Source organism: Bacillus sp. NEAU-Y102 (assembly GCF_054788175.1).
Window position 1 is genome coordinate 1,036,580 of the sequence record NZ_JBTWFK010000001.1, and the last position, 22,612, is coordinate 1,059,191.

Here is a 22,612-nt window from a genome sequence, read left to right on the forward strand (position 1 = left end):
TCACGTCTCCCAAACCCCAAGGATATTAAATCCTTGGGGTTTTTTGATTTTTTTAGGAGAGGTGAAGAAAATGACAGATCAAGAATATATGAGGATTGCCCTGCAGTTAGCAGAAGGAACATCAGGACAAACAAGTCCAAATCCTATGGTTGGTGCTGTTGTTGTAAAAGATGGAAACATCGTTGGTATGGGGGCTCATTTACGAGCTGGTGAAGAACACGCAGAAGTTCATGCCCTTCAAATGGCTGGTCAGAACGCCAAAGACGCTACCGTTTATGTAACACTGGAACCGTGTAGCCACTTTGGAAAAACACCACCTTGTTGTGAATTGCTCATCGAAAAAGGAGTTAAGCGTGTGGTAATTGCTACTCCCGATTGTAATCCGCTCGTTTCTGGTAACGGAAAAAGAAGATTAGAGGAAGCTAGAATTGAAGTAACTACCGGTGTTCTTGAAGCAGAAGCAGTTTTATTAAATCGCTACTTTTTTCACTACATGAAAACGAAACGCCCTTTTGTAACAATCAAAACAGCGATGAGCTTAGATGGAAAAACAGCAACTGTAACTGGTGAAAGTAAGTGGATTACAGGTGAAGAAGCACGTGCTGATGTTCACCAATATCGCCATACACATGATGCAATTCTTGTTGGAGTGAATACAGTTATAGCTGATAATCCTCATTTAACAACAAGAATTCCAAATGGTGGGAAACATCCTATTCGCGTTGTTTTAGATACCCATTTACGAACGCCACCATCTTCTCATGTTATAACAGATGGTTTAGCACCGACATGGATTATTGTCGGTAAGGATGTAAAGAAAGAGAAGATATCTTCTTATAATTCTAAAAATATAGCTATATTCCAAATGGAAACGAAGCATATAGAAATCGAGGACCTTCTTTCCTTTCTTGGAGAGAAACAAATTCTTTCTCTATTCGTTGAAGGTGGCCAATCAATTCATGCAAGTTTCTTAAAAACAAACAATTTCAATGAAATTGTAACCTATATAAGCCCGAAATTAATTGGTGGAAAAGATGCTCCTACTTTATTTGGAGGAAATGGTTTTTCAAAATTACAAGATGCGCTTTCCTTGAAAATTCAAGAGATGAAACAAATTGGTGATGATATAAAAATCGTTGCGAATGCCCGAAACGAGGTGACGGAATGTTTACAGGAATTGTAGAAGAATTAGGAACGATAGCAAACATGCAACAAAGCGGAGAAGCGATGAAATTAACGATTCATGCAAAGAAAATTTTATCAGATGTTCACTTAGGTGATAGTATCGCAGTTAACGGTATTTGCTTAACTGTAACAAACTTTACAACTACTTCATTTACAGTTGATGCAATGCCTGAAACGATGCAGTCGACATCGCTTCGCATGCTTAAACCCCACTCTAAAGTAAATTTAGAGCGGGCAATGTCTGCAAATGGAAGATTCGGTGGACATTTCGTTTCAGGACATATTGATGGCATCGGAACGATTTTAACTAAAAAACAACATTACAATGCCGTCTATTATAAAATAGCAATTTCTGATGAATTGCTACACTATTGTTTGCATAAAGGGTCCATTGCTGTTGATGGAACGAGTTTAACGATATTTGATATAGACGAAGCTTCCATAACGATTTCACTCATCCCGCACACAGTAAGCGAATCTGTCATTGGAGAAAAAAATGCCGGAGATATCGTAAATATTGAGTGTGACATGATTGGTAAATATATCGAACGCTTTATTACTAAACCTGCAAAACGAGTAGGTTCAATGACCGAAAGTTTTTTACAAGAAAACGGATTTCTATAAGGGGGAAGCACAATGTTTCATCGTATTGAAGAAGCTCTAGAAGATTTAAAACAAGGTAAAGTCGTTATCGTATGTGATGATGAAAACCGAGAAAATGAAGGCGACTTTATTGCTTTAGCAGAGTACATTACACCGGAAACAATTAATTTTATGATTACACATGGTCGTGGTCTCGTTTGTGTACCGATTACGGAAGGATACGCAGAACGTCTACAATTAGAACCAATGGTATCTCATAATACAGATTCACATCATACTGCGTTTACAGTGAGCATTGACCATGTTTCTACAACAACAGGGATTAGCGCTCACGAACGTGCAACTACGATACAAGAATTGTTAAATCCCGCATCAAAAGGCACTGATTTCAATCGACCTGGACATATCTTTCCATTAATTGCGAAAGAAGGCGGTGTCCTGCGTCGTGCAGGTCATACAGAAGCCGCTGTTGATTTAGCAAAGCTATGCGGTGCCGAACCAGCTGGAGTTATTTGCGAGATTATAAATGAGGACGGCACGATGGCACGTGTACCTGATTTAATAGAATGCGCAAAACAATTTGATATAAAAATGATTACAATAGAAGATTTAATTGCTTACCGCCGCCATCATGAAACACTTGTGACGAGAGAGGTGGAAATTACATTACCTACAGATTTCGGTACTTTCCACGCAATTGGCTATTCTAACTCATTAGATACGAAAGAACATATCGCACTTGTAAAAGGTGATATTTCAATAGGTGAACCGGTACTTGTGCGTGTTCATTCTGAATGCTTAACAGGAGATGTATTCGGTTCACATCGCTGCGATTGCGGACCACAACTCCATGCAGCACTTGCTCAAATTGAGCGTGAAGGAAAAGGTGTTCTTCTTTATATGAGACAAGAAGGAAGAGGCATTGGGCTTCTTAATAAGCTTCGTGCTTATAAATTACAAGAAGAAGGATTCGATACTGTAGAAGCAAATGAAAAACTCGGCTTCCCTGCTGATCTTCGTGATTACGGTATCGGTGCACAAATATTAAAAGATTTAGGTTTACAAAGTTTACGATTATTAACGAATAACCCAAGAAAAATTGCTGGCTTACAAGGTTACGATTTAGAAGTAGTCGAGCGTGTACCGTTGCAAATGCCAGCAAAAGAAGAGAATAAATCGTATTTACAAACGAAAGTAAACAAATTAGGACACTTACTAAACTTATAATTAAAGGAGAGATTTATTATGGTATTCGAAGGTCATTTGGTTGGTACAGGATTAAAAGTTGGAGTTGTTGTTGGACGTTTTAATGAATTTATTACAAGTAAGTTACTTGGCGGCGCTTTAGACGGATTAAAGCGTCACGGTGTAGAAGAAAATGATATTGATGTTGCTTGGGTTCCTGGTGCATTTGAAATTCCTTTAATCGCTAAAAAGATGGCTAGTAGCGGAAAGTATGATGCTGTTATTACATTAGGTACTGTAATCCGAGGTGCTACAACTCACTACGATTACGTTTGTAATGAAGTAGCAAAAGGTGTTGCGTCTTTATCACTACAAATGGACATCCCAGTTATTTTCGGCGTATTAACGACAGAAACAATTGAACAAGCGATTGAACGCGCAGGTACGAAAGCTGGTAATAAAGGATATGAATCAGCTGTTGCTGCAATTGAAATGGCTCACTTATCAAAACAATGGGCATAAAAAAAGAGGCTGCGGCCTCTTTTTATTTTTTCACCTTTTTTTGTACATCTTTTATTAATTCATTCATCGTTTTTCCTTCTGTTTTTATATGAAGAGCTTGTGCTGTTCTCCATACATTCTCTCTTTTTTTCGCTTCTTCTATAATAGTAATTTCTTTTCTAACTTCCTTTAAATCTTTTCCTTCCGTTTTCAATCCAAAATGTTCAGCTTTCGTTCGAAAGTGTTGTTCGATTCTTTGTTGCATCTCTTTTTGTTCAGGATTTTCAGCAGCCTTAACTGGATCAGAACTTATTGCTTTTATTAAAATTAAACAAGTCATAATCGCTAATATGTATTTGTACATGTAAAATCCTCCAACCCAATATAAATTACATATTTACTATGTACAACTAGGGCTTGGAAAATTCGTCCACAAAAATTCTTTTTTTCGCTCAAAAACCAATAATACCAAGCGTTCACAACTATTTATTACATTTTATTTACAAAAAAAGCAAACCCTTTTACAAGTTTGCTTTTTCATCTATCTTATAATGCACATTCTTCAATCTCAAATCCTAAATCTGCAATCATACCCCAGTCCGCAGTCGGCTCTTGTCCAGCTGTCGTTAAGTAGTCCCCGACAAAAATAGAATTTGCTGCAAATAAACCGATTGGCTGTACAGAACGTAAATTGATTTCACGTCCTCCTGAAATACGAATTTCTTTTGTTGGGTTTACAAAACGCATCATTGCCAGTACTTTTAAACATTCTACTGGCGTTAACTCTTTTTGCCCTTCAAGAGGTGTCCCCTTTACAGCAACAAGGAAATTACAAGGGATAGAATCTGCATCTATACGTTGTAATTCAAATGCAATTTCAGCACGCTCTTCAATTGTTTCTCCCATGCCAAAAATCGCTCCAGAGCATGGTGAAATACCAGCTTGTTTCGCTTTTTGAACTGTATCAACACGATCATCATACGTATGCGTTGAACAAATACTATCGTAATTATTTGCATGTGTATTTAAGTTGTGGTTATAACGATGCACGCCTGCTTCCGCTAAACGTCCTGCTTGATCTTCATTTAAGAAACCTAAACAACAACAAATCTTCAAGTCTGTCGTTTCACGAATTTCCTTAACTGCTCCAATTACGTGATTTACCTCTTTATCCGTCGGACGACGACCAGACGCTACAATACAATATGTACCTGCTTTACGGCGTATTGCTTCATGTGCCCCTTCTACAATTTTCTCCTGCGTTAACCATGCATATTTATCAATTGGTGCTTCTGAAATAATAGACTGTGAGCAATATCCACAATCTTCAGGACATAATCCAGATTTCGTATTAATAATCATATTCAATTTTACTTTCTTACCAAAGTGATGATGGCGAATAATGTAAGCTGCATTCATAATTTCTAAAACTTCTGTATCATCAGCTTCTAATATCGCTATTGCATCTTCTTTCGTAATCATCTTTTCTTCCACTACGTCGTATGCAAGTTTTTTCCAATCCCTTTTTGTTTGTACTTGTTTCATTTCATCTCTTCCCCTCTTTTGTTATATGCATAAATAAAGCATGATACGTTGCCATTATCCCTTCATTTCCCGTGAAGTCTCTTTCGTATATGCGCAGCATCGCACGAAAGAGTGAGGGACTTTGACAATATGATCCTTCATTGCTATTAGTTGCTCCTACTTTTCGAATAGAATGCAGAAACTCCTTAACTTCTGTAAAACTCTCTATGTAACATGTTTCAGAAACATGCACATCCCCTGTTTCTATCTTACATATATGAAGCAACTGATCTTTTGAATAAAAACGTTGACCAATCGATGTTTCATTTTTTATATTTCTTTCTTCTTTCGCACGTTGGAACGAAGCATGCAATTCTTGAAATGTTTCATGTCCAAACGTTGAAAAGAGTAATATGCCATCTATAGACAAATGTTGAAATAAATTTCTTAACACTTGTTGTAAATTATTTAACCATTGAAATGTAGCATTTGAAATAATGACATCATATGATTCTTCTAATCGTAATCGCTCAATATCTTCACAGTGAAACGTTACATTTTTTACATTTTGTCTAGTTTGCGCAATCGCAATCATACTTTCAGCAAAATCAACTGCTGTAATATGTGCTTTCGGAAATAACTTTGATAATTGTTCTGTTACATACCCCGTCCCGCATCCCAGTTCTAAAATACGTATTGATGCCGTTTCACTATATCGTTCCTTTAAGATTGAAAGTAATGAATGTGCCATCTTTTTTTGTACATTTGCATATCGATCGTAAGATACGGCTGCCCCATTAAACCGTTTTTGTAGTAACGTTTTGTTGATCATGTCGTATCCCCTCTACAAATTGAATTATCTCATTTGCACAATATTCAAAATTCGTTACACATAATGCATGCCCTGCTTCACTTACTACTTTCAGCTCGCTGCTGCTATTCTCCGTCATACTACGTGTCGCAGACAATGGGCATATTACATCCTGTTCTCCGTGAATAAGTAGTATAGGTACTTTAATTTCTTTTAGTTCTTCTCTCATATCTGTTTCTATTAAATAATCTAAACCTAGTTGTAAAGACTGAATAGAATCACCTTTAAAACGGTCTACAATGTCTTCAAAGTTTTTATTCTCTTTTAGCTCATCTTTCGTAAACATATTTTCATAAAACCGCTTGAGCGTATCTTCTTTCCTTCTCGCCAAATTTCTTTTCAGCCGTTCTACATGCAAAGCATTCCATCCGTTACTGTAATCGCTCGTACTTGTAAATTTAGCAGTACCACCAATTAATACGATGCCTTTTGCCTTAATCTTTTTATAAGCTTCAACTGCTGCTAACGCTCCTAGTGACCATCCAACTAAAATTACGTTGTCATTATGCGCTACATCTATAATTCGTTCCGCAAATTCACTTCGTTCTTTCACATTACGCCAATCTATGCATTGAACAGGATATCCTTTAAAATACGGAATTACTAAATCCCAAATATTCTCTTCCATTCCCCATCCGGGAATAAAAATAATCTTTAGCTCGTTCATACGAAAATCTCCTCTTCTTTCGCAATGTGAATAATTCGATCAATAGCCCATTTTAAATCAGCTATTGTATGTTGCGATGTAACTGCAAAGCGAATTCGAGAACTATGAACCGGCACAGTTGGCGGACGAATTGCAATAGCCGCAATCCCTGCCTCTTGCAACCTTTTACTAAACCGTAAAGCATGTTCATTTGAACCGACTACAATCGGTACAATATGAGTTGAACTATTCCCAATATCAAAACCAGCATCCCTTAATTTAGTTCTGAAGTATTCTCCATTTGCTATAAGGTTCTCTCTTCTTTCGTTATCTTCTTTTACAATTTCAATTGCTTTTTGCACCGCTCCTAACGTACTTGGTGGTAAAGCTGTAGTAAAAATAAAGCTTCTCATCATATTTTGTAAATACTCTATATAAATTTCATCACCTGTCAAATACGCACCATAACACCCTAAAGCCTTGCTAAACGTCCCCATATGTATATCAATTTTTTGAGAAAGATTTTTTTCTATGTGAGATAATCCAGCTCCGCCGATTCCATATATTCCACTCGCATGTGCTTCATCGACTATAATGATTGCTCCGTATTTCTCTTTCAGTTGTACTAAATCTCTCAAATACGCAGTATCACCATCCATACTAAAAACGGTATCTGTTACGATTAATTTCCTCTTTTCAGGCGAAGCCATTTTCAAAAGCTTCTCTAAATGATCCAAATCATTATGACGATACCTTTTATGCTCTGCCCCGCTTAATATGATTCCATCAACAATACTTGCGTGATTTAACTTATCACTAAAAACAATATCGTGCCGAGAGGCTAAAGAAGATATGGCACCTATATTTGCCGTATACCCACTATTTACAATTAAAGCTCTTTCAGTACCTTTCCAGTCACATATGCTTCTCTCAACCTCTTCATATAATGGATGATTTCCTACAACGAGACGAGAGGCAGTCGCTCCAGTTCCATATCTTTTTGTACAGGCAATAGCAGCTTCTTTTAACCTTTCATCTCCAGCTAACCCTAAATAATTATTTGACGCTAAATTTAACATCCTTTTTTTATCTCGAATAAGCCAAGTCTCTTCTGCCTGCTCTGTTACATATAAATTTCGATACTGCCCTTGCTTATGTAATTGTTGTAATTTAGATTGAAGGTGCGCCCGCCACGTTTGATTCATTTTGGATAAACTCCTCTAATTTTGAAATCATAATATATTCTTTTGCAGATTCCAATACTTCTTCTTTCGTAAACTCACCTTCAAAGAATGGTAATAATCCTAAAACTGGTACCCCGCTCAACTCTTCAATCATCTCTTTATTTTCTTGCACTCTTTCCATTTCACATTCTTTGCAACCTGATAAAATGACACCCGCTACGGTTAAGCCATGCGCCTTTGCGTAAGCAATCGTTAACACTGTATGATTTACTGTTCCTAATGTAGGACGAGCTACTACAATAAGAGGCAACTGTAATTCTTTTGCAAAATCAATTACTAAAGCATCTTCTGTATATGGGACAGCAAGCCCACCTGCTCCTTCTACAAATAAGCTATTAAACTCTTTTAATAGTTCATTATAGTAATCAGTAATTTCTTTTAACTTTACTACTCTTCCAGCTCTTTTCATGGCAAGTCTCGGAGCAAGTGGTTCTTCAATAGAATAAGGGCAAATTTCATTTTCTTGTGTCGGTACACCTGATAATACTTTTAACCTTGCCGCATCTCCCTCAGGGTTTGATGCAACATGCCCACTTTGCAACGGTTTATATACCCCTACGTTATATCCTAATTCTCTAAATACACCTGCTATAGCACCTGCAACTACTGTTTTTCCAACTTCAGTATCAGTTGCTGTTATGAAAAAACCACTCATTATTCTCCCTCCGTAACATCCGAGATTGCCTTATATAAGATGCGTAACATATCATCAATCTCTTCAAAAGTAGAAGCAAGTGGCGGCATAAATACAATCGTGTTACCTAGCGGTCGTAAAATCATACCTAGCTCTCTTGAGCGTTTACATACTTGAACACCGACTCTTTCTGTCCAGTCAAAAGCTTCTTTCGTTTCCTTATTCTTCACAAGCTCGATACCAACCATTAATCCGCACTGACGAATATCACCTACATGTTTATACGCAAAGAGCTTTTCTAATTGCGCTGCCACATAATCCGTTTTACGTGCCACTTCTTCTATTAAATTTGTTTTTTCATATAGTTCTAGATTCGCGATTGCTACGGCACACCCTAACGGATTGCCTGTATAGCTATGTCCATGGAAAAATGTTTTTTGTTCTTCATATTCTCCTAAGAAGGCATTATATATTTCATCTGTCGTTACGGTAACTGCAATTGGTAAATATCCACCTGTTAAACCTTTACCAGCAGTTAAAATGTCTGGCGTCACATTTTCATGTTCACACGCAAACATTTTCCCTGTACGCCCAAATCCAGTCGCTACCTCATCTGTAATAAATAATACATTGTACTTTGTACATAAATCGCGCAGTCCTTTTAAATATCCTTTTGGCATTGTAATCATTCCACCAGCACCTTGCATTAATGGCTCTACAATGATGGCAGCTACTTCTTCATGCTTTTCTTTCAACAATTCTTCCATTTCTGCTAAATGGCTTTTTACAATTTCCTCCTTATTATTTCCGTAAGGAGAACGATATGTATATGGATACGGCATTTTAATCGCATCAAATAAGAGCGAACTATACACTTGGTGAAACAAGTCTATTGCCCCTACTGAAACAGCTCCAATTGTATCACCGTGATATGCTTCTTTTAATGTAACGAATCTTTGTTTCTTTGGTTTCCCTTTATGCTGCCAATATTGGAAAGCCATCTTAATTGCAATTTCAACAGCGGTAGAACCTGAATCAGAATAGAATACCTTCTTCAATCCATCTGGTACAACCTCAATAATTTTTTCTGCTAATAAAATAGATGGAACGTTAGCAAGTCCTAACATAGTAGAATGAGCAATTTTATTTAATTGCTCACGAATTGCTTCATCTAATTCCGGTACTTGATGTCCGTGAACATTTAACCATATAGATGAAACACCATCCCAATATTCATTACCATTTACATCGTATAGCTTTCTTCCCTCTCCACGTTCAATAATGACAGGATCTTCTTCTAAATAATCTTTCATTTGTGTAAATGGGTGCCATACGTAAGCTTTATTTTTCTCTGCTAATTCTTCATATGTATAAGATGATTTTTCAATCGTTCTACTATTTATTGTCACAACTGTCACTCCTAATGTTAACTCGTTTATAAATATAGTTAACATTAAATCCGAATGACTGTCAATTATTTTAAAATCAAATAGTTCTTAAAAAAGAACAACTTATCATACGATAAGTTGTTCTACTTTCCATGCTGTATCTTTCCAATTTCTAAAATAATTTCTTCATCTTTTTTTCCCTCTGTATCAATTCCAAGTTGCTTAGCGTGCTCAATTAATAAATCATGACGCTTCTCAAACCTAGCGGTATTTACTTCTTTCGTAACCTCTTCTTTTGTTTTCCCCTCAGTAGAAACTCCTAGTTTCTCTGCTGCTTTTTCCATTGATTTCTTCTCTTCTATTTCTTTTACTTTCTTCACTTCTGACTGTTGTATTTGTTTTTGTTTCAACTGCTCTGATTCAGCCGCAAAAGCTGTGTAAATTCCAGCACTTCCGCCAACGACTAGTAAGGTGGTAAAAAGAATTATTTTTTTCTTCACTCTTTCCTCCCCTTTCAAATTCATTATAACGTACAAAATTAGAGCTTTAAAACAATTCTCCTTTATTTCCCTAAAAAAACATTTAATATTTTTATTGACATTTAAGATGAAAATGTGATAAAAATTTAACTAACATCATATGAATCGGCGTTGATAGGATTTAGTAGTATTTCGATTTCTGATTTCAGAGAGCTGGTGGTCGGTGCGAACCAGTACAGAGCGAATTATGAATTACCCCCTGGAGCTTCTTTTACGAAACGTGAGGAGTAGTGAAAGACGGTTATAGACCGTTATGTCTAAAGAGTGGTGAAACGACACTGTTTCACAATTTAGGGTGGTACCGCGAATTTTTCGTCCCTGCATATATTGCAGGGGCGTTTTTTATTTTATAAGCGCATATCATATGACCCTTTATTTTGTGATACATTCATTTCACAAGCTAGGGTGGTACCGCGATTTCTTCGTCCCTGCATAATTATATGCAGGGACGTTTTTTTATCCAATCATTTCCGCATCATATAGAAGAACTAACAATTACCGGTAATTTGTCACAAAATTCTAAAATTTAGAAGGAAATATACAATATTGGCGAATTTTATATAAAAAAGAGCTATTTCACATTACTTAGGAGGGGAAAACAATGGTTTCAAAAATTGAGTCTGTTCTTTTAACAATTTTTATCTTTTTCTGTATTGGTTTTAGTGTTATTCAATTAGAAGTTTCACCACACATCCCAATTTTATTTGGTATCGTTCTTTTATTAGCATTTGGATTCCTGAAGAAAATCTCTTGGTCTACTATGGAGAAAGGGATGATTAGTAGTATTTCAGCTGGTATTCCATCTATATTTATTTTCTTACTTGTAGGCGTATTAATTAGCGTTTGGATCGCAGCTGGAACTATTCCGACTTTAATGGTATACGGCTTCCAACTTGTATCTCCAAAAATTTTCGTTCCAACTGTTTTTGTTGTTTGTGCAATTGTTGGAACGAGTATCGGTAGTGCATTTACAACTGCTGCAACTGTAGGACTTGCCTTTATGGGAATGGGTACTGCCCTTGGATACGATCCAGCTCTTATTGCTGGTGCAATTATTTCTGGTGCATTCTTTGGAGATAAAATGTCTCCTTTATCTGATACAACAAACTTAGCGCCTGCTGTAACGGGTGTAGATTTATTTGAACATATTCGTAACATGCTTTGGACAACAGTACCAGCTTTCATTATTGCTTTTATCGCATTTTTCATTTTAGGAAGCGGATCTGGTGGAAACGTTGATTTCTCAGCATTTATTAACACACTAGAAAAAAATGCAACGATTTCTATCGTTACGCTGATTCCCATTTTATTACTGTTCCTATTCGCATTTAAAAAGGTACCCGCAGTTCCAACATTACTTGCAGGAATTGTGGTAGGGATTATTATTCTCTTTATTTTTAAACCTAGCACTTCTTTAGCGGATTTAATGAAAATTATGCAAGACGGATACGTTTCTAAAACTGGTATTAAAGATATTGATAGCTTATTATCTCGCGGTGGCCTGCAAAGTATGATGATGTCAATCGCTCTTATTTTCCTAGCTCTTTGTATGGGAGGATTATTACAAGGAATGGGTATTATAGCCCAGCTGATGAACATTATCTCTAGCTTCGTAAAAACTAGTACACGCTTAATTATTTCTACTGCTTCAACTGCAATTGGTGTAAACTTCTTACTTGGTGAGCAGTACTTATCCATCGTTTTAACAGGACAAGCATTCGCTAATAAATACGATGAAGTCGGTTTAAAGCGTCGTAATTTATCACGAGTATTAGAAGATGCTGGTACAGTAATTAATCCACTCGTACCATGGGGTGTCAGTGGCGTATTCTTAACAAACGTTCTTAGCGTTCCAACATTCGATTACCTGCCATACGCAATCTTCTGTTTAGCGTGTCCAGTCGTAACCATTATCGTCGGCTTTACTGGATTCGGTCTTTCATGGAAAAAAGAAAAAGCAGTACCAGTTTCATAATATAACAAAAAGGATTACCAAATCGGTAATCCTTTTTATATTTCTCGACTATCTATTCGCTTTCTTTCTTCTAAATAACATAAGTAATCCCGCTCCAACAAACGCAAGACCAGCTCCAATTGTAGAAGCAATACTTGCACCTGTTTTCGGTAAATCACGTTCATCTTTTTCAGCTTCTTTATTTTCACTTACAGTTGTTGTTGTTTCTTTTGTATTTTGATCATCTGTTGTAGTTTGTCCAGATCCGGTATTATTTCCATCTTGCTTTGGTTCATTACCATTATTACCTTCTTCTGTTGGTGTTGTTGGGTTTTCTCCATCACCTTTTGGTGGTATTGTTGGGTTTTCTCCACCAGTTTCTTTATCATCATTCTTCTTCGTTATATCAATTGCATATTTAGCAAATTCATTTTCAGATGGTCCAACATATGATATGTTCCCATCTTTCTTTATATACTTTTGTGCATTTGGTGAAGAATCAAATGTTGTATTTAATTTATCTGCAACAATCGGTTTAAAGGTCCAATTTTGATCAGCTGCTGGATCAATATTTTTTATTTTTTGCATATACTTCACAATGATTTGACGTGTTTCATCTTGTGATTGGTATACAACTTCCCCTTCACTTACACCTGGGAACGTTTGACTACTTCCACGATAGTTATTTGTAGCGACGATGAACTTTTGATCATCAGCTACTGGCTTACCTTCATATGTCATATTTACAATACGATTCGTATTTGCATTTACAACTTTTCCATCTTTATCGTATTTCGCTGGTTGTGTTACATCAATTTCGTATTTTAAGCCATCTAAAATATCAAAGTTATATGTAGGATAGCCTATATTTACTAACGGCTGTTCTTCTGTTTTCTTTGGATCAATTTGATTAAACTGACCTGCAGACATTTCAAGCCATTCTTTCACTTGTGCCCCATTTACTTTTACAGCATATAACGTATTTGGGTACACGTATAAATCTGCAACGTTTTTAATTGCTAACGTTCCAGCTGGAATATCAGTATAATATGTAGCACCGTTTCGGCCACCTGCTTTAAATGGTGCGCCTGCAGATAAAACCGGAATATCTTTAATCTCTTCGTACTCTGGTTTTTTAAGTTCTTGTTCTACATACCATTTTTGCGCATTTGTCACAATTTGTACGGAAGGATCATCTTGTACTAATGAAAAATAACTATTAATTGGTGCTTTCGTTTTACCTACAGGTGTATTTACATAGTCGATTGTCGCTTGATGCTCATCTTTAATTTCATTAACTAATTTTTGATCAGATTCTACTAATGGGGTACCTTTACTATTAGCAATCGGGCGAAGTTGTGGCTTAGATTGATCTTTTTGTACTTCCCATTTTCCGTTTACCTTTTTCAATTGCATATCAATAATACCTAAGTTACTACCAAAAACACCAGGCATTACAACTGGAACACCATTAAATACATCCTTCACTTCAGTATGTGAATGTCCCATTAATACTGCATCTACGCCAGGAACTTGTGTTGCTAAATAAAACGATGAATTTTCCATTCCTTCGTTGTATCCACTCTTATCAACACCTGAATGCGCTAGTGCAACTATAATATCCGCACCTTGCGCCTTCATTTCCGGAACTAATTTTTTCGCTGTTTGCACAATATCTTTTACCTTTACTTCTCCTTCTAAATTCGCTTTATCCCAATTCATAATTTGTGGTGGAACAAATCCCATTACACCAATTTTCACTATTTGTTTTTGGCCTGCTTCATCCACTACTTCTTTCTCTAAAATATGATATGGTCTATCAAAGTAATGCTCGTCATTCTCATCATTACCATCATGGTCGTCTTTATAGACATTCGAGTTAATAACCGGGAAATCCGTTTTTTCAATCACTTTGTTTAAATAATCTAAACCGTAGTTAAATTCATGATTCCCAAGAGAGATGACGTCATACTTCATTAAATTCATTACACGATATAATGGATGTGTATAACTAGGATCCACACGATTCTTCGGATCCTTTATTTTATTTGCTACGTAATCCCCAAGCGGTGTCCCTTGTAATGCATCCCCATCATCAAATAGGACAGAGTTTTTCGCTTCTTCACGTGCTTTATTTACAAGTGTTGCAGTTTGCACGAGACCTACTTTATTATCTGTTTTCGTTTGATAATAATCGTAATTCATTAAGTTAACGTGAATATCTGATGTTTCTAGAATTCGTAAGTTAACTGTACTCCCTCCAGTTTGCTCATCCGCATGAGCTGTTGCTGGCATTACTTGCGGTGCTATAACACCAATCGCAAGAGTTGCTCCAGCTAGCATTTTTTTTGACTTTTTCACAAAAAATCCCCCTTATACAATTACCAAAAATAATGAAATGAATCCCTATCTGTCTCTAACCACATACCTTTTTTCTTCTATTAGAGACACAATTTTCATTTCACCCTGCGCTAACGAGTAGTCCCCTTAAACGCCCGATTGATGAAGACCATTAATTAATCGGAAATAAAGCTCCCACTAATTAAAGTTTCACCTTATCTGACATTATCATATATAAAGTTCTTTCCTATCGTCAATATTTTTTGACAAACTTCAACAAATTTTCTGTAAAGTTATTATAAACTTTTCATAAACATATAATATGCCCTTACATTGCTAATACTGCTGAATATGATACAATTACCAATTACAAGGAGGATGAATTTATGAAAAAAGTCATCTTAACAATTGTTTGTCTCCTCCTTCTGATCATTTCTTATTCTTATTTTGAAAAGAACGACGAGACAAAACAAAATGAATCTGAAGAAAAAACAGAAAAAACATCTGCCCCAAATTGGATTGATAAGCAAACAAACGAATCTTTTTATCATCTTGTATTAGGTGATTCACTCGCTAAAGGATATGGATCGACACAAGGTGGATTTGCTGAATTAGCTTCTAAGCAAATAGAAGCACAAATTCATAAACCAATTACAGTAGAAAACCTTGGGGTAAACGGTCTTACAACAGATCGTCTCGCTAAAAAAGTTCAATCAGAAGATGTAAAGGAAAAAATTAGAGCAGCAAATATAATTACAATTAATATTGGAGGAAATAATTTATTTCGTTTAAATCGTGATGTTGGTGTTATAGATGGTATAAAAATGTTAAATAAAGAAAAAGCCCATTTTGAAGCGGATATAAAAAGTATTGTAAAGACAGTTCGAGATCAAAATCCGGATGCTTTACTCATTCTCTCAGAACTCTATAACCCGTTACAACTCGATGACTCCATCGCAAGTTATGCAGATATGTTTTTAGATGGCTGGAATGAATCTGTTTATTCCATTTCCAAAGCAAATCAACCATCTATCGTTTTACCAATTCGTAAATTAATATCGAATGATAAAAAAGAGTTATTATTTGACCAAGTACACCCAAATGATAACGGCTATGCGATTATTGCCAATACATTTACAAAGCAAGTGTTATCCTACAAATATTAAAGCGACCATGAAACAATTCTATTTTTATAACATGTCTTTTTTGTTACAATGATAGTGGAAGGGGGCCTTTATATGGAATCACGCGAGTGGGAACGTATTGTTGATCATCTTCTTTCGCTAGTGCCTCTTTTTTATCGCAAATTTATGCTTCCTGGAGAATTTTCTTCTCAAAGACATATGCCGCCATCACATACACAAGTATTACTGCTTTTGCATGAAAACGGCACATTAGCAGTTTCCGAAATCGGCAAGCGGCTAGCGATTTCACGGCCTAACATGACACCTCTATTAAACAAACTTATTCAAGAAGAACTAATAGAGCGTCATTATAGCGAAAAAGATCGACGGGTCATTTTAATTTCCCTAACAGCTGAAGGGAAATTATTAGTAAATCAGTATCAGCAATTCATTTTAGACAAACTAAAAGAAAATTTCCAAACATTATCTGAGGAAGAGCGCGAAAAGCTCATTCATTCTCTTCAAACCATTCAAAATTTAATTTTGAAAACAAACGTATAAAGCTGCTTCTAAATAGAAGCAGCTTTATGATTCGTAATAGTTACCATAGTATACATTGGAATATGGCCATGTTGTTAAATATGGTTTTTTTTCCTGTGTAGGCTGTTGTTGTGGTATTTGTGGTATTTGTGGTATTTGTGATAATTGCTGTAATTGTTGTTGCCGATATAATTCGTATTGTCTACTCGTATCATAAACCGGATAATAATTTACATATGGATATACTTGAGGTACGTAATAATAATACATTATCCTCTCCTCCTTTTTCTTAAACATATTCAAAGGAGAAAATGAATGTGACATTGTTTATAATTGTACAAGTGGTTCTCTCACTCGTTTCTTCCTTTTCTTCAAGCGTAACTTACGGTTCTTTTCGTATAAATAATGCACAACGAAATACGAAATGAGACCAAACACAACTCCTAAAATCGTCATTCCAATTAATACATACACTTCACTTTGTAATAAGCTCTTTAATATCGTAAAAATGTGACTTGAAAACAAGTCCGATATCGTAAATGGTTCATGATGAATTTTCTGTACATGAAATGGATAAATCATTTTTCCTAGCGTATACGCAAGCGGAAATAAAAATACTGGGAGAAACGATATTTTCCCAATAATATTGCCAATAACTGCCGCAGGAAAAGATCCCTTTGCTAACCTGACGATTGGATAAAATATTACATATACGAGCGATGCCGTATAAATGACTAACATTTCTAAGCCGAATCCTATAGCAAACCCTAACGATACTTTCTTTGCGCCTTCTGGCGATCGAAGCAACTTATAATATTGAAACTTTAATATTCTCCACATCCGCTGAAAAAACGAATATGTTTTCTTAGTTGTTTTCACCCTCATCATCTCTTTAACTATATTTTTATATGTAGTATGTCCTTACACACTCTGAAAAACAAATTTAGTTTTCTCTTTTATTATAAATGATATCGAAATGGTTAACCAAATATACATCCGACATTTTAATATAAAAAAACCTCCCTTTTAGGAAGGCTCTTCTACATTTTTAAATAAACTCACCAATAACGCTTTTTGAGCATGCAATCGATTACCAGCTTGCTCGAAGACGATAGACTGTGGTCCATCTATAATTTCTCCTGTTACTTCTTCTTCACGATGGGCAGGTAAACAGTGTAAGAAACGATATGTTTGTTTCGCATGCTTAACAAGTTCGTTATTGATTTGGTAAGGTTGAAATAAAGAATATTTCTCTTCTTCGCCCTCTTGCCCCATGCTCATCCAAACGTCAGTATAAATGAAATCTGCTTCATTCACCGCTAATTCAGGATCATGCAAAACTTCAATTTCAGCTCCTGTTTCCTTGGCAATCGCTAACGCTTTTTTTACAATCTCTTCATTCGGTTCATATCCTACAGGCGTTGCAACAGTCATATGCATTCCGACTTTTGCACTCGCTAGCAACAATGAATGACATACATTATTTCCGTCACCTACGTAAGCCAATTTTATTCCTTTAAATGTATTTGTTTCTTCATATATTGTCATTAGGTCTGCCAATGCTTGACAAGGATGATGATCATCCGTTAAACCGTTAATAACAGGAATACTAGATTCTTTTGCAAGCTCTTCTACATCCGCGTGTGAGAATGTACGTATCATGATCCCGTCAATATACTGCGATAATACTTTCGCAGTATCTGAAACGGTTTCTCCTCTTCCCATTTGCATCTCTTTCCCACTTAAAAACATACCATGTCCCCCGAGTTGTACCATTCCCGCTTCAAAAGATACACGAGTACGAGTTGAATGCTTATCAAAAATAAGCCCTAATATTTTGCCTTGTAATAAAGGCTCTTGCTTATTCTTTTTTAAATATATAGCGAACTCAATTAAAGAAATAATTTCTTCTTTCGTTAATTCTTCTAGTGTTAAAAGATCTTTCGTATTTAATTTCGGTACTTGTACAGTTGACATGAAACTTCCCCCTTATATGATTGATACGTTTTTTGTACAAACTACTTTTTTTATTATATATACTGCCTGTTCTAACTCTTCATTCGTGACAATGAGTGGCGGTAATAGTCTTATAACATTAGGGCCTGCTTGTAATACGAGAAGTCCTTCGTTTTCTAGTTGTTCTATAAAACTTGCAACTTCATGCTTACACTCAATCCCAATCATAAGCCCCTTACCACGTATATTTTGAATACATTCGACATGCTGTAATTCCTCTTGCAACTTCTCTAATACGTACTCGCCTTTTTCTTGTACTTCTTTTAAAAACGATGGTTTTTTACTCACTTGCAATACTTCTTTCGCTGCAGCCATCGCGATGTAATTCCCGCCAAAAGTTGAACCGTGTGATCCTGCAGTAAACGACGTTCCGAGCTCTTTCCCGCCAATCATCGCTCCGACAGGAATCCCATTCCCAAGTGCCTTTGCAACGGTAACGATATCAGGCTCTATTCCCACTTGTTCATAAGCGAATAGTGTTCCAGTTCTTCCTATTCCCGTTTGAACTTCGTCTATAATAAATAAGGAACCAAACTTATTACATAATGTTTCAATCTCTTTCAAAAAAGATAGATCAGCAGGTATTACTCCTCCCTCTCCTTGAACAACTTCTACCATTACCGCCGCAACTTCTTCATTCATTACTTCCTCTAATGCTTTAATATCGTTAAAAGGGATATGTAAAAAAGATGGAAGTAATGGACCAAATCCTTCTTTTACCTTATCTTGGCCCGTTGCACTCATCGTTCCAAATGTTCTACCGTGAAAAGACTGCTGGCATGTTACGACGAGAGATTTTCCAGTATGCTTACGTGCTAACTTTAAAGCCGCTTCATTTGCCTCTGCCCCACTATTACAGAAAAACACATAATCTAATGCTCTATTTTCTGTTAATAATGACGCAACTTCTTCTTGTAAGCTGTTTGTAAACAGGTTAGATATATGCCATATATCATTAAGTTGCTCTTGTACACCTTTGAGAACAGTAGGGTGACAATGTCCTAAATTACATACGCCAATTCCTGATGTGAAATCTAAATATTGCTTACCGTTATTATCAATAACTTTCGTTCCAGTTCCCTTTACAAACTCAATAGTTCTTCTGCCATACGTTTGAAAAAGATAACTTGTCATGCAATACTCACACCTTTCGTTACCGTCGTTCCAATACACTCTCCTGTAACCTCAGTAAAATCTTTTGTACCATTCACAATACTTATCTTTTGCACTCCCCTCTTTAATGATGCTAGTGCCGCCTGTACTTTCGGAATCATCCCACCGGTAATAACACCTGTTTCTATAAAAGTAACAATTTCAGATTCATCCGTTTCCTTTACCAAATTCCCTTCATGTAATATTCCATCTACATCCGTAATAAAAATGAGCTCTTTTGCTCCTAACGCGGTCGCAATCCCAGCTGCAGCATTATCCGCATTTATGTTATAAATTTCATTACCATTTACCCCGATTGGAGCAATAACAGGAATATACCCCATATTTATTAATCCTTTTAATAAGGCTGTTTCTACATAACTTACTTCTCCCACATATCCTATCTCCTCGCTGACAGGTTGAACTTGAATTAAATTGCCGTCACACCCTGAACAACCTACAGCAAGTAAATTATGCTTTTGTAAATTCATTACGAGTTTTTTATTCGTACTTCCGCATAGCACCATTTGAACAACATCCATAACTTCTTTTGGTGTTACGCGTAATCCATCTCTTTTTTCTACGTTGATGTTACAATCTTTTAATTTGGCATCAATTTCTGGCCCACCACCATGGACAATTACTACTTTATACTTCTGCTGTAATTTCTTTATACAATCAAAAAACACATCATTTAATTGATTCAACATACTACCGCCGCATTTCACTACAATATAATCGCTCATCTTCTCTCTCCTTATGTACGATAACAAGCATTTATTTTCACATATTCATAGCTTAAGTCACAGCCCCAAGCTGATCCTGTCTCTTCACCTAAGTGTAAGTACACATTAATCACTATTTCATCTTCTTGTAATCTCTCTTTCATTTCTTCTTCAGAAAATATTTGAGGCTCACTATTTTTTAATACCGATATAGATTGAAGAGTAATGTCAATTGTGTTCGGATTAATAACTACTTCACTTTGTCCAATACTGCTAATAATTCGCCCCCAGTTTGGGTCTTCACCATGTATTGCTGTTTTCACAAGACTCGAACCGACTATTTGCTTTGCAATTTTTTTTGCCTCTTCATTCGTTTGAGCTCCTAGCACATTTACTTCTATTAACTTCGTAGCGCCTTCACCATCTTGCGCAATTTTTTTCGCTAAATCTTCACATACCTTCTGTAAAGCACATACGAAAGTTTCCCAATCTGTATGTTCCATATTTATCGGCCTTGTTTCTGATAATCCACTTGCCATAACGATGACCATATCATTCGTAGAAGTATCTCCATCTACCGTAATTTGATTAAATGTATGATTCGTTATTTGTGATAACGCTGTTTGCAATACGTCATGCTCTATATGAGCATCTGTCGTAATAAAACTAAGCATCGTTGCCATATTCGGATGAATCATCCCTGAACCTTTTGCAACACCCGCAATCGCCACTTTCTTCCCATCAATAATCATTTCATAGCAAGTTTCTTTCGTTATAAGATCCGTCGTTAAAATTGCTTCAGAAAAACAATATGCTTCACTTTCTTCCTTCGTCGGTATAAGAGTTGCAACTCCCTTTCGGATTATATCCATCGGCAGCGGAACACCAATTACACCTGTTGAAGCTACTGCAACGTAATTTTCTTTCATCCCAAAATGTTCCGCCCCTAATGCGCGCATCTCGTATGCGTCTTGTAATCCTTTCATTCCAGTACATGCATTTGCATTTCCACTATTAACGATAATTGCTTGTAACTTCCCTTCTGCCGTTATACTATCCTTCGTTACTTGCAAAGGAGCTGCTTGTATTTGATTCGTTGTATAAACAGCGGCACATGATGCTGGTACATCACAAACGATGGCACCTAAATCCTTTTTCTCCTTTTTTAAACCATTTGCAGTACCAATTGCCGAAAAGCCTTTCGGCGTTACAATTGAACCATTTTCTAATTTTGTAATAGACGCTACTTTAATCATCATGTCCCCCTTATAGATAAAGCGGCATATGTTGTAAACCTGTTGTCTCTTCTAGTCCCGCTATTATGTTTGCATTTTGAATCGCTTGCCCAGCCGCGCCTTTCATCATATTGTCTATAACAGAAACGACCGTAACTCTTTCAGCTCTTTCATCGTAAGCTATGCCAATATCACAATAATTTGAGCCTCTCACTTCTTTTGGACTTGGAAATTTCCCTTGCGTACAAATTCGGATGAAAGGCGATTGTTCATACGTTTCTTCATACAATTTTTGAAGTTGCTTTATTTCCATCTTTTGTTTTACTTTTGCATAAAGTGTAATCATGATTCCTCGTGATATCGGTATTAAATGTGTGCTAAATGTAATTGGCTGTGATTCACTATTCCATTCTGTAAGCATTTGCTCAATCTCTGGAACGTGCTGATGCTCATTCACTTTATAAATGTGCAAGTTATCATATAGCTCAGGAAAGTGAGTCATTGTTGTTGGTGTTTTACCTGCTCCTGATACCCCTGATTTCGCATCAATAATAATCGAATCTTCTTCAATCATGCCGCTACGTACTAACGGCGCTATCGCTAGCAATGTGGCTGTAGCAAAACATCCTGGGTTTGCAATTAAATTTGCCTTTTGAATCCCAGTCCTTTTCCATTCACTTAACCCATACACTGCTTTTCTAAGAATTTCTTCTTTCGCTGCTGGCCTTTTATACCACAGTTCATATGACGAAGGATCTATCATACGAAAGTCTCCAGATAGGTCAATTACTTTTAAACCTTCTGCTAATAACTTGGGAGTTAACTCCGCCGATACTCCTGCTGGGATTGCTAGAAATACGATTTCTGCTTCTTTTCCTATCGTCTCCACATCAATTTCTTGTAACGTATGAAAAAGGACATTTCGAAGATGCGGATATACATTTGTTATACACTCACCAACTTGTGAAAAAGAATGGAGAGATGCTATCGAAAAATATGGATGTTGTTCTAATAAACGAATTAACTCAATGCCCCCATATCCAGTGGCTCCAATAATTGCGACTTTCATAAGTTCCTCCTCATATCGATTCTTTAAATTAAGTATGATTATAATATTGTATATTTATAGAGTCAATTAAATATTTATAAATTTTTAAATCTAAAAAAACTTAATTTTATTAGAAAAATAATATACTCAACCGAATT

The 22,612-nt window shown here is 36.2% G+C and carries 23 protein-coding genes and 1 other annotated feature; of the genes, 7 read left to right on the forward strand and 16 right to left on the reverse strand.

Going from position 1 to position 22,612, the window contains the following annotated elements; translation table 11 throughout:
• Positions 1-70 precede the first annotated feature (70 nt).
• The 4 genes from ribD to ribH are packed head-to-tail and all read left to right on the forward strand — an operon-like array spanning position 71 to position 3,495.
• Positions 71-1,183: a bifunctional diaminohydroxyphosphoribosylaminopyrimidine deaminase/5-amino-6-(5-phosphoribosylamino)uracil reductase RibD gene (gene ribD / locus ACYFX0_RS05125; protein WP_086396383.1), complete on the forward strand. Its 1,113-nt coding sequence runs from the start codon at positions 71-73 to the stop codon at positions 1,181-1,183.
• A complete protein-coding gene (gene ribE / locus ACYFX0_RS05130) occupies positions 1,165-1,809 on the forward strand; it encodes a riboflavin synthase (protein WP_000493902.1) in 645 nt (214 codons plus the stop codon). The genes ribD and ribE overlap by 19 nt, the downstream gene beginning before the upstream one ends.
• 12 nt (positions 1,810-1,821) lie before the next feature.
• Positions 1,822-3,015 carry a bifunctional 3,4-dihydroxy-2-butanone 4-phosphate synthase/GTP cyclohydrolase II gene (ribBA, locus tag ACYFX0_RS05135; protein ID WP_000469006.1) on the forward strand — a complete coding sequence of 398 codons (1,194 nt, stop codon included), beginning with the start codon at positions 1,822-1,824 and terminating at the stop codon, positions 3,013-3,015.
• Positions 3,016-3,033: 18 nt separating this feature from the next.
• Positions 3,034-3,495, forward strand: a complete 462-nt coding sequence (gene ribH / locus ACYFX0_RS05140; protein ID WP_000230895.1) for a 6,7-dimethyl-8-ribityllumazine synthase — start codon at positions 3,034-3,036, stop codon at positions 3,493-3,495.
• 22 nt (positions 3,496-3,517) lie between these two features.
• On the opposite strand, the gene ACYFX0_RS05145 is transcribed toward ribH, so the two are convergent.
• The 8 genes from ACYFX0_RS05145 to ACYFX0_RS05180 all read right to left on the reverse strand — a co-directional run bounded on the left by ACYFX0_RS05145 (position 3,518) and on the right by ACYFX0_RS05180 (position 10,281).
• Positions 3,518-3,838, reverse strand: a complete 321-nt coding sequence (locus ACYFX0_RS05145; RefSeq protein WP_000280032.1) for a hypothetical protein — start codon at positions 3,836-3,838, stop codon at positions 3,518-3,520.
• 182 nt (positions 3,839-4,020) lie between these two features.
• The gene (bioB, locus tag ACYFX0_RS05150) at positions 4,021-5,019 is read right to left on the reverse strand and encodes a biotin synthase (RefSeq protein WP_000815856.1); all 999 of its coding nucleotides are present in this window, start codon (positions 5,017-5,019) and stop codon (positions 4,021-4,023) included.
• A 1-nt stretch (position 5,020) separates the two neighbouring features.
• On the reverse strand, positions 5,021-5,830 hold the full coding sequence (gene bioC, locus ACYFX0_RS05155) for a malonyl-ACP O-methyltransferase BioC (RefSeq protein ID WP_000608912.1): 810 nt from the start codon (positions 5,828-5,830) through the stop codon (positions 5,021-5,023).
• Positions 5,796-6,536 (reverse strand): alpha/beta fold hydrolase, encoded by a 741-nt coding sequence (locus ACYFX0_RS05160; RefSeq protein ID WP_001004159.1) that lies wholly within the window; start codon positions 6,534-6,536, stop codon positions 5,796-5,798. The genes bioC and ACYFX0_RS05160 overlap by 35 nt, the downstream gene beginning before the upstream one ends.
• Positions 6,533-7,720 carry an 8-amino-7-oxononanoate synthase gene (gene bioF / locus ACYFX0_RS05165; protein WP_001077300.1) on the reverse strand — a complete coding sequence of 396 codons (1,188 nt, stop codon included), beginning with the start codon at positions 7,718-7,720 and terminating at the stop codon, positions 6,533-6,535. The genes ACYFX0_RS05160 and bioF overlap by 4 nt, the downstream gene beginning before the upstream one ends.
• Complete coding sequence (gene bioD / locus ACYFX0_RS05170; RefSeq protein ID WP_000012478.1) at positions 7,686-8,414, reverse strand: dethiobiotin synthase; 729 nt, start codon at positions 8,412-8,414, stop codon at positions 7,686-7,688. The genes bioF and bioD overlap by 35 nt, the downstream gene beginning before the upstream one ends.
• Positions 8,414-9,847 (reverse strand): adenosylmethionine--8-amino-7-oxononanoate transaminase, encoded by a 1,434-nt coding sequence (gene bioA, locus ACYFX0_RS05175; RefSeq protein ID WP_141442424.1) that lies wholly within the window; start codon positions 9,845-9,847, stop codon positions 8,414-8,416. Before bioA ends, bioD begins: the two co-directional genes overlap by 1 nt.
• A 77-nt stretch (positions 9,848-9,924) precedes the next feature.
• Positions 9,925-10,281 carry a hypothetical protein gene (locus ACYFX0_RS05180; RefSeq protein ID WP_000726908.1) on the reverse strand — a complete coding sequence of 119 codons (357 nt, stop codon included), beginning with the start codon at positions 10,279-10,281 and terminating at the stop codon, positions 9,925-9,927.
• A gap of 141 nt (positions 10,282-10,422) precedes the next feature.
• Positions 10,423-10,643 (forward strand) — a binding site (T-box leader).
• A gap of 278 nt (positions 10,644-10,921) precedes the next feature.
• Between ACYFX0_RS05180 and nhaC the strand changes: the two genes are divergently transcribed.
• Positions 10,922-12,295 (forward strand): Na+/H+ antiporter NhaC, encoded by a 1,374-nt coding sequence (nhaC, locus tag ACYFX0_RS05185; RefSeq protein ID WP_460269974.1) that lies wholly within the window; start codon positions 10,922-10,924, stop codon positions 12,293-12,295.
• 48 nt (positions 12,296-12,343) lie between these two features.
• Here nhaC and cpdB read toward each other — a convergent pair whose 3' ends face one another.
• Positions 12,344-14,635: a bifunctional 2',3'-cyclic-nucleotide 2'-phosphodiesterase/3'-nucleotidase gene (gene cpdB / locus ACYFX0_RS05190; protein WP_460269976.1), complete on the reverse strand. Its 2,292-nt coding sequence runs from the start codon at positions 14,633-14,635 to the stop codon at positions 12,344-12,346.
• Positions 14,636-15,000: 365 nt separating this feature from the next.
• Between cpdB and ACYFX0_RS05195 the strand changes: the two genes are divergently transcribed.
• Positions 15,001-15,780, forward strand: a complete 780-nt coding sequence (locus ACYFX0_RS05195; RefSeq protein ID WP_000755850.1) for a GDSL-type esterase/lipase family protein — start codon at positions 15,001-15,003, stop codon at positions 15,778-15,780.
• A 72-nt stretch (positions 15,781-15,852) separates the two neighbouring features.
• Entirely contained in the window at positions 15,853-16,299 is a 447-nt protein-coding gene (locus ACYFX0_RS05200) for a MarR family winged helix-turn-helix transcriptional regulator (RefSeq protein WP_000445819.1), read from the forward strand.
• Positions 16,300-16,323: 24 nt separating this feature from the next.
• Here ACYFX0_RS05200 and ACYFX0_RS05205 read toward each other — a convergent pair whose 3' ends face one another.
• The 7 genes from ACYFX0_RS05205 to argC form a co-directional block, all read right to left on the reverse strand.
• Entirely contained in the window at positions 16,324-16,548 is a 225-nt protein-coding gene (locus ACYFX0_RS05205) for a hypothetical protein (protein ID WP_063675663.1), read from the reverse strand.
• A 57-nt stretch (positions 16,549-16,605) separates the two neighbouring features.
• On the reverse strand, positions 16,606-17,166 hold the full coding sequence (locus ACYFX0_RS05210) for a DUF2062 domain-containing protein (RefSeq protein ID WP_003309896.1): 561 nt from the start codon (positions 17,164-17,166) through the stop codon (positions 16,606-16,608).
• A 138-nt stretch (positions 17,167-17,304) separates the two neighbouring features.
• Positions 17,305-18,255: an ornithine carbamoyltransferase gene (argF, locus tag ACYFX0_RS05215; RefSeq protein ID WP_000108861.1), complete on the reverse strand. Its 951-nt coding sequence runs from the start codon at positions 18,253-18,255 to the stop codon at positions 17,305-17,307.
• Positions 18,256-18,267: 12 nt separating this feature from the next.
• Positions 18,268-19,428: an acetylornithine transaminase gene (locus ACYFX0_RS05220; protein WP_460269979.1), complete on the reverse strand. Its 1,161-nt coding sequence runs from the start codon at positions 19,426-19,428 to the stop codon at positions 18,268-18,270.
• A complete protein-coding gene (argB, locus tag ACYFX0_RS05225) occupies positions 19,425-20,192 on the reverse strand; it encodes an acetylglutamate kinase (protein ID WP_460269980.1) in 768 nt (255 codons plus the stop codon). Before argB ends, ACYFX0_RS05220 begins: the two co-directional genes overlap by 4 nt.
• An 11-nt stretch (positions 20,193-20,203) precedes the next feature.
• Positions 20,204-21,427 carry a bifunctional glutamate N-acetyltransferase/amino-acid acetyltransferase ArgJ gene (gene argJ / locus ACYFX0_RS05230; RefSeq protein WP_460269982.1) on the reverse strand — a complete coding sequence of 408 codons (1,224 nt, stop codon included), beginning with the start codon at positions 21,425-21,427 and terminating at the stop codon, positions 20,204-20,206.
• Positions 21,428-21,437: 10 nt separating this feature from the next.
• Positions 21,438-22,475 carry an N-acetyl-gamma-glutamyl-phosphate reductase gene (gene argC, locus ACYFX0_RS05235; RefSeq protein ID WP_460269984.1) on the reverse strand — a complete coding sequence of 346 codons (1,038 nt, stop codon included), beginning with the start codon at positions 22,473-22,475 and terminating at the stop codon, positions 21,438-21,440.
• Between the last annotated feature and the right edge of the window lie 137 nt (positions 22,476-22,612).

Excerpts from the sequence above, each read along its gene's own strand:
- bioA (WP_141442424.1), bottom strand. The coding sequence starts at position 9,847 with ATGTTAACTATATTTATAAACGAGTTAACATTAGGAGTGACAGTTGTG.
- bioB (WP_000815856.1), bottom strand. The coding sequence starts at position 5,019 with ATGAAACAAGTACAAACAAAAAGGGATTGGAAAAAACTTGCATACGAC.
- ACYFX0_RS05195 (WP_000755850.1), top strand. The coding sequence starts at position 15,001 with ATGAAAAAAGTCATCTTAACAATTGTTTGTCTCCTCCTTCTGATCATT.
- ribE (WP_000493902.1), top strand. The coding sequence starts at position 1,165 with ATGTTTACAGGAATTGTAGAAGAATTAGGAACGATAGCAAACATGCAA.
- ribH (WP_000230895.1), top strand. The coding sequence starts at position 3,034 with ATGGTATTCGAAGGTCATTTGGTTGGTACAGGATTAAAAGTTGGAGTT.
- ribBA (WP_000469006.1), top strand. The coding sequence starts at position 1,822 with ATGTTTCATCGTATTGAAGAAGCTCTAGAAGATTTAAAACAAGGTAAA.
- nhaC (WP_460269974.1), top strand. The coding sequence starts at position 10,922 with ATGGTTTCAAAAATTGAGTCTGTTCTTTTAACAATTTTTATCTTTTTC.
- ACYFX0_RS05205 (WP_063675663.1), bottom strand. The coding sequence starts at position 16,548 with ATGTATTATTATTACGTACCTCAAGTATATCCATATGTAAATTATTAT.
- ACYFX0_RS05200 (WP_000445819.1), top strand. The coding sequence starts at position 15,853 with ATGGAATCACGCGAGTGGGAACGTATTGTTGATCATCTTCTTTCGCTA.
- argC (WP_460269984.1), bottom strand. The coding sequence starts at position 22,475 with ATGAAAGTCGCAATTATTGGAGCCACTGGATATGGGGGCATTGAGTTA.
- bioD (WP_000012478.1), bottom strand. The coding sequence starts at position 8,414 with ATGAGTGGTTTTTTCATAACAGCAACTGATACTGAAGTTGGAAAAACA.
- ACYFX0_RS05210 (WP_003309896.1), bottom strand. The coding sequence starts at position 17,166 with ATGATGAGGGTGAAAACAACTAAGAAAACATATTCGTTTTTTCAGCGG.
- bioC (WP_000608912.1), bottom strand. The coding sequence starts at position 5,830 with ATGATCAACAAAACGTTACTACAAAAACGGTTTAATGGGGCAGCCGTA.
- ACYFX0_RS05145 (WP_000280032.1), bottom strand. The coding sequence starts at position 3,838 with ATGTACAAATACATATTAGCGATTATGACTTGTTTAATTTTAATAAAA.
- ACYFX0_RS05220 (WP_460269979.1), bottom strand. The coding sequence starts at position 19,428 with ATGACAAGTTATCTTTTTCAAACGTATGGCAGAAGAACTATTGAGTTT.
- argF (WP_000108861.1), bottom strand. The coding sequence starts at position 18,255 with ATGTCAACTGTACAAGTACCGAAATTAAATACGAAAGATCTTTTAACA.
- ACYFX0_RS05160 (WP_001004159.1), bottom strand. The coding sequence starts at position 6,536 with ATGAACGAGCTAAAGATTATTTTTATTCCCGGATGGGGAATGGAAGAG.
- ribD (WP_086396383.1), top strand. The coding sequence starts at position 71 with ATGACAGATCAAGAATATATGAGGATTGCCCTGCAGTTAGCAGAAGGA.
- argJ (WP_460269982.1), bottom strand. The coding sequence starts at position 21,427 with ATGATTAAAGTAGCGTCTATTACAAAATTAGAAAATGGTTCAATTGTA.
- bioF (WP_001077300.1), bottom strand. The coding sequence starts at position 7,720 with ATGAATCAAACGTGGCGGGCGCACCTTCAATCTAAATTACAACAATTA.
- argB (WP_460269980.1), bottom strand. The coding sequence starts at position 20,192 with ATGAGCGATTATATTGTAGTGAAATGCGGCGGTAGTATGTTGAATCAA.